The 5,030-nt window shown below is 65.5% G+C and carries 6 protein-coding genes, 1 tRNA gene and 1 pseudogene; 4 read left to right on the top strand and 4 right to left on the bottom strand.

Translation table 11 applies throughout. The features are described 5' to 3' along the window. A pseudogene (locus tag J0695_RS31885) lies at nt 1-230 on the bottom strand (ATP-binding protein); the annotation flags it as partial. A 337-nt stretch (nt 231-567) separates the two neighbouring features. Between J0695_RS31885 and J0695_RS31880 the strand changes: the two are divergent. Beyond that, nucleotides 568-640, top strand: a tRNA-Arg gene (locus J0695_RS31880). Between the two features lie 200 nt (nt 641-840). Here J0695_RS31880 and J0695_RS31875 read toward each other — a convergent pair. After that, a complete protein-coding gene (locus tag J0695_RS31875; RefSeq protein ID WP_372445849.1) occupies nt 841-1,134 on the bottom strand; it encodes a site-specific integrase in 294 nt (97 codons plus the stop codon). 270 nt (nt 1,135-1,404) lie between these two features. Between J0695_RS31875 and J0695_RS31870 the strand changes: the two genes are divergently transcribed. The 3 genes from J0695_RS31870 to J0695_RS31860 all read left to right on the top strand — a co-directional run bounded on the left by J0695_RS31870 (nt 1,405) and on the right by J0695_RS31860 (nt 3,241). Beyond that, nucleotides 1,405-2,019, top strand: coding sequence for an HAD family hydrolase (locus J0695_RS31870; RefSeq protein ID WP_206967995.1), 615 nt, complete (start codon nt 1,405-1,407; stop codon nt 2,017-2,019). Between the two features lie 161 nt (nt 2,020-2,180). Next, nucleotides 2,181-2,669 (top strand): hypothetical protein, encoded by a 489-nt coding sequence (locus J0695_RS31865; RefSeq protein WP_206967993.1) that lies wholly within the window; start codon nt 2,181-2,183, stop codon nt 2,667-2,669. Between the two features lie 116 nt (nt 2,670-2,785). After that, nucleotides 2,786-3,241 carry a tellurite resistance TerB family protein gene (locus J0695_RS31860; RefSeq protein ID WP_206967991.1) on the top strand — a complete coding sequence of 152 codons (456 nt, stop codon included), beginning with the start codon at nt 2,786-2,788 and terminating at the stop codon, nt 3,239-3,241. A 10-nt stretch (nt 3,242-3,251) separates the two neighbouring features. Here J0695_RS31860 and J0695_RS31855 read toward each other — a convergent pair whose 3' ends face one another. Next, entirely contained in the window at nt 3,252-3,710 is a 459-nt protein-coding gene (locus J0695_RS31855) for an anthrone oxygenase family protein (RefSeq protein WP_206967988.1), read from the bottom strand. A gap of 54 nt (nt 3,711-3,764) precedes the next feature. Next, nucleotides 3,765-5,030 (bottom strand): vWA domain-containing protein (locus tag J0695_RS31850; protein WP_206967986.1); only part of this gene is annotated, 1,266 nt, incomplete at its 5' end.

The following is a 5,030-nucleotide window of genomic DNA, read 5'->3' as shown; positions in this document are numbered from 1 at the left end:
AGCGTGGACTTCCCGGCCCCGGTGGACCCGCCGATGACGGCGAGCACCGGAGCGTGCGGATCTCTCAGCCGGGGCACCAGATAGTCGTCCAACTGCGCGAGCAGTTCGGTCTGCGTCTGCCGAGCGCGAGGCGCTCCGGCGACGGGCAGCGGAAGGCGCACGGCCGCCACCCGGTCGCGCAGGACGGAGAGTGCGTCGATCAGCTGAGGCCGTACATCCAAGGTCACCACATGCGAAGAATGCCCGTTTTTAGTGCGTTTTTGAAGCGTATGGCCACTTCTGCGCGCCAATGAGGGCCATCCAGTGGCATCCGGAACCGTTCAGACACCCGGGACAGACGGGACGAGTGGGACAGGGGCATAACGAGTGCACAACACCCGGCGCGTGAGGCGCAAAAAGCGCTGCGAGAATCGCACCTGCCTGCGATTATCGGTTCGCTTCACTGAACCTCCACATCGTGCCACGGAGGTGAAGCAACCGGGACGAGGGGAACGGAGCCCTATCCTTGTCCCCGGCAAGGTCACGCACCCGTACAACCGGGGCTCCAGGCCACCGAGGCCACCATCGGCCCCCGTAGCTCAGTGGATAGAGCAGGTGCCTTCTAAGCACTTGGCCGCAGGTTCGAGTCCTGCCGGGGGCACACCAGTGCATCCATCGTCCGGCCCTCCCTCGCGGAGGGCCTTTTTGCTGGTCAGGGCAATGTAGCGACCCAGGCGTATCAACGACGTAAGAGCCGGACCCGCCCCTGGTGAGAGCGGGGGAGAGTCCGGCTGTGTCCGGCGGATGCCGGGTTTCTACAGGTGGCTGTGTCGAATACGTGTCGAAGTTCTGGACCGCGGCTCAGTCCTCAGCGGTGTACTCCGGAAGATCTCCGCCGGCCTCGATCCGCTTCTGGTGATCCCTGAGCTGCCCCGAGATGCACCGCGCGTACGTGGAGAGCAGCACCGGCACGCTGTTGCCCGCCCACTCCGCGACCTGAGCCGCCGGTACGCCGTTGTTGAGCCAGGTGGTCAGGCAGGTGTGCCGAAGGTCGTACACCCGCTTGCCGAGCGGTGACGCGTACTCGTCCGGGGTGTGTGTCTCGCGGCGACCTCTGGTGGAGCCTTGTCCCGCTTCTTGGTGTTGAAGGCCCACTCGCTCAGCGGCCAGCCAAAACATGTCCGGCTTCCCCACCTTCGCCAGCGTGGTCGCCGCAAGACGATAGATCCGCGCCGAGACAGCCCAACAGTCCCGGCGTTCCTCTGCCGAGCGGACCGCCCGAACTTCCGGTCCGGGTCTGAGTGGTCTGCTCCTGAGTGTGTGATCTCCGACTGAGCATCCAAGCTGGGCGGGCGCTGCTACGTTGAATGAGCCTTGTCGATTCAGTCGTGAATTGAAACGGAGTTGGTCGTGTCAGGTCCGGATGTGATCCTCTTCGACATCGGGGGGGTGCTCTTCTGTGATCCGTGGGAGACCCTCGTGCTCACGCCCGGTCGAGGGCTGGCAGACAGACTGGGTGTCCCCATGGACGTCGCTCGCGCTGCCGGAGTGCGGCTCTGGGGGCGTTATTCCGGCGAGGTGGCCGACGAGTCGAGTTACTGGGCTGACATGGGCGTGGAGGTAGGCGTTACGGTGCCGCCTGAGCTGGTCCGTGAAGTCGAGTGCGAGCTTCTGTCGCCAAGTCCGTGGGCACATGAACTACTCGCGCAAGCTGCTGCGACGGGCGCGGAGTTCGGCATCGCGTCGAACAACACGTCGTTCTGGTTCGCCAAGCAGTCGAAGAAGCTCGGACTGAGTGAGTGGATCAACGAAGATCTTGTCTTCGTGTCTCAGGAGTTGGGTGTAGCAAAGTCTGAGCCCGGGGAAGGGCTCTTCGAGATTGCGGCAGAGCAACTCCGTGGTCGGCAGGTGAGTCTCGTCGAGGACCGGCCCGAGAACCTCCGCCGAGCCGAGGGTTTGGGGATCAGGGCCTTGGACTACTCCTTCGAGAGGGACCGCGACGCGTTCCCGAATTTCTTGTCATCGAGAGTGCGGCTGTGACGGGGCGCCAGCGTGCACCCGTACCGAGACGGTCGACCATCCCGCAGCAGCCTGCGCCTCCGCCAGGGGAGACTCTCCCTGCGGTAGTGCAGGCCCTCCTGGCCGAGTACAACTCCTTACGCCAGGAGAGCCTGCAGGCGATCACGAATCGCCTGCAGATCATGAACTTCGCTTTCACATCGCTGGCGGTGGTCATGGCCGCGATCCTCAGTACCTCCGTGTCGCGGGTACTCGTGATTCCCATTTGCATGGTCTTCGTCCCCATCACCGCCAAGGCGAGCCTGCTGATCTGGCTCGGGGAGTACCACCGCTCTCAGCGTGCCGGGCGTGGAGTGGCGAAGATCGAGACGCGTATCAACAACCACCTCGGCGAGCCGGCACTCTTCTCTTGGGAGTCCGGGCTCAGCTCCTCGGGTACGCACATGAGCTACCCCTATGCAGCGACAGCCGCGTACATGCTCTCCGCGGGCGTTCTGGCCCATCTGGTCGGCATCTACTTCCTGGGCGAGACCGTTGCCCGATTCGGGCAGACCACCACAGTCCTCACCGTGGTCGGTGCCGGCGTCTACGCGATTGCCCTGGAGCTGCTGTTCTTCCGCTTCTTTCGGAGTCGCTGGCGGGCCGTCAGGAGCCATCACCACACGCAGTAGCCTCCCTTCGCCATTCAACGACGGTCGGGTGACGGGAACGGGCGGGCACTTCGCCGGGGGGCCGTCCGTTGTCGGGGTGTAAGTGCTGTTCATGTGGATGACTACGGAGACGAACGATGGCCCTGTGGGACCGCTTCAAGGACTCTGCGCAGACCATGCAGAGCCAGCTCAACGCCAAGAAGAATGACCTGAAGAGCGGTGGGTTCCGGGATGCCAGCATGGCCATGTGCGCGCTCGTCGCTGCGGCGGACGGGTCCATCGATCCCTCGGAGCGGCAGCGTGTCGCCTCGCTGATCGCTGGCAATGACGTGCTGCGGAACTTCCCTGCGGATGATCTGCAGACGCGTTTCAACGACTACTGCCAGAAGCTCTCGGCGGACTTCGACTTCGGCAAGGTCGGTGTACTGCAGACCATCGGGAAGGTCAGCAAGAAGCCGACCGAGGCGCGTGCCGTGATCCAGATCGGGATCGTCATCGGTGGTGCCGACGGTGACTTCGACAAGGCTGAGCAGGGCATTGTGCGTGAGGCGTGCTTCGCGCTGGGGATTGCGCCGGCCGAATTCGACCTTTAGGTAAGAGGGTTCAGGCCAGGGACGAGCCCGCCGTCAGGGCGAAGGACGCCGTCGTCACCAGGGTGCGGGCCAGGTGGAGGCGGTTCCATTTCGATTCGAATGCTGCGCGCGTCTCCGTCGCCGGTGCCGTGGATTTCTCCAGCGCCACATTCAGCGGGATGTTGCCTGCGATCGTCACCAGGTGGCTCAGGACCGCGCAGGCCAGGCCCAGGATCAGCAGGAGGCGCGCGGTGTCCGTGCGGGCGTCTACGGGGACGGCGAGAGCCGCGGCCGGGAGCGCTACGAAGCCCAGGAAGATGAGCAGGAAGAGGGGGTTCGGCACCTTCTCGTTGATGCGGCGCATGGCCGCCACGAACTGCTCGTCGGTCAGGAGCTTCAGGCCGGACATGACGCCTGCCGCGAAGGCGAACATGAATCCGGCGTAGAGCCCGGTGGCTATGACGGCGAGAACGAGCAGCGTGGTGGCCATGCGACACATGATGGCCGGGGGCGGCGGATTGTGCAGCCCTGTTTCAGGCAGGGGTCAGGTTTTCAGGGTGTTCGCCTCGCGTATTGCCGTTGCCAGGTCTCGGACTTGGGTGTCTTCGGTTGATTCCGCCAACTTGCTTGCTCGGTTCGACAGTTCGGTGAGGGTGGGCGCGGACGGCAAGGAGCGTCCTCGTAGTTCGTCCGCGAAGTAGGCGGCTACCGCTGTCACTTGGAGGCGGGAGCTCGCGTCGTTCCAGAGGCCGGCCGACAGGTCGCTCGTCTCCACCATTCCGCTCTGCTCGTGCGGGGAGCGGTCCGCGGGGTCCAGCCAGCGCACGCTTGCTGTTGCCAGGTGGCCAGTGGCTCCCGCCCGGAGGCGTACCGCGTAGAGCGCCGTCACCGTGTGGCCCGGGCCCACCTCTCCGCCGTCCACCCGGTCGTTGCGGAAGTCCTTGTCGGCCACCCGGCGGTTGTCGTAGCCGATCAGCTTGAACTGCTGCACCGTCTGCGGGTCGAACGCCACCTGCGCCTTGGCGTCCCGTGCCGTCAGCTCGATGTTGGCGGGCAGCTGATCGCAGAAGACCTTTCGGGCCTCCGTGCGGGAGGCGACATACGTCGTGTGGCCGTCGCCCTTGTCCGCCAGGCGCTCCATCAGCGCGTCGCCGTAGTCGCTGCCGACGCCGACCCCGAAGAGCGTGATGCCGTACTCGCGGCGTGCCCCGTCGATCCGCTTCAGGATCTTGTCCGCCGACGTCTCGCCAGTGTTGGCGAGCGCGTCCGAGAGGAGTACGACCCGGTTGGTGGCGCCCTTCCTGTGGCCTTCGACCGCGACGTCGTAGCCGGTCCGCACGCCTGCCTCCAGGTTGGTGGACTCCGCCGGTTCGAGGCCGTCGACGATGTGGTGGATACGGTCCCTGCGGCCCTCCACCCGTGTCATCGGGAGCCGGATCTCGGCCTCGTCGCTGAAGGTGACGATCGCGATCGAGTCGTCATCGCGCAGTTGGTCGGTGAGGACGCCCAGCGAGTCCCGCACCAGGTCCAGGCGGCCGGTCTCCCCCATCGAGCCGGAGACATCGATGACGAACGTCAGGGCGGCGGGCGGGCGTTCGGCGCCCTCGGACTGGCCTCGGGTGGCGAGTCCTACCCGTACCAGCGACCAGTCGTCACTGCCCGTCCTCGCGCCGTCGACCGTCACTGTGAAGCCGTTGCCGTCCGGGCGCTTGTAGTCCTGGCGGAAGCTGTTGACGAACTCCTCGGGCCGTACGGTGTCCGCCGCACGCTCGCCGATGGACGGCTGCCGGCGGCGGACACCGTACGGCCC

The sequence above is a fragment of the Streptomyces beijiangensis genome (assembly GCF_017315755.1).
Lineage (GTDB): Bacteria > Actinomycetota > Actinomycetes > Streptomycetales > Streptomycetaceae > Streptomyces > Streptomyces beijiangensis.
This window is presented reverse-complemented; position numbering and strand designations above follow the sequence as displayed.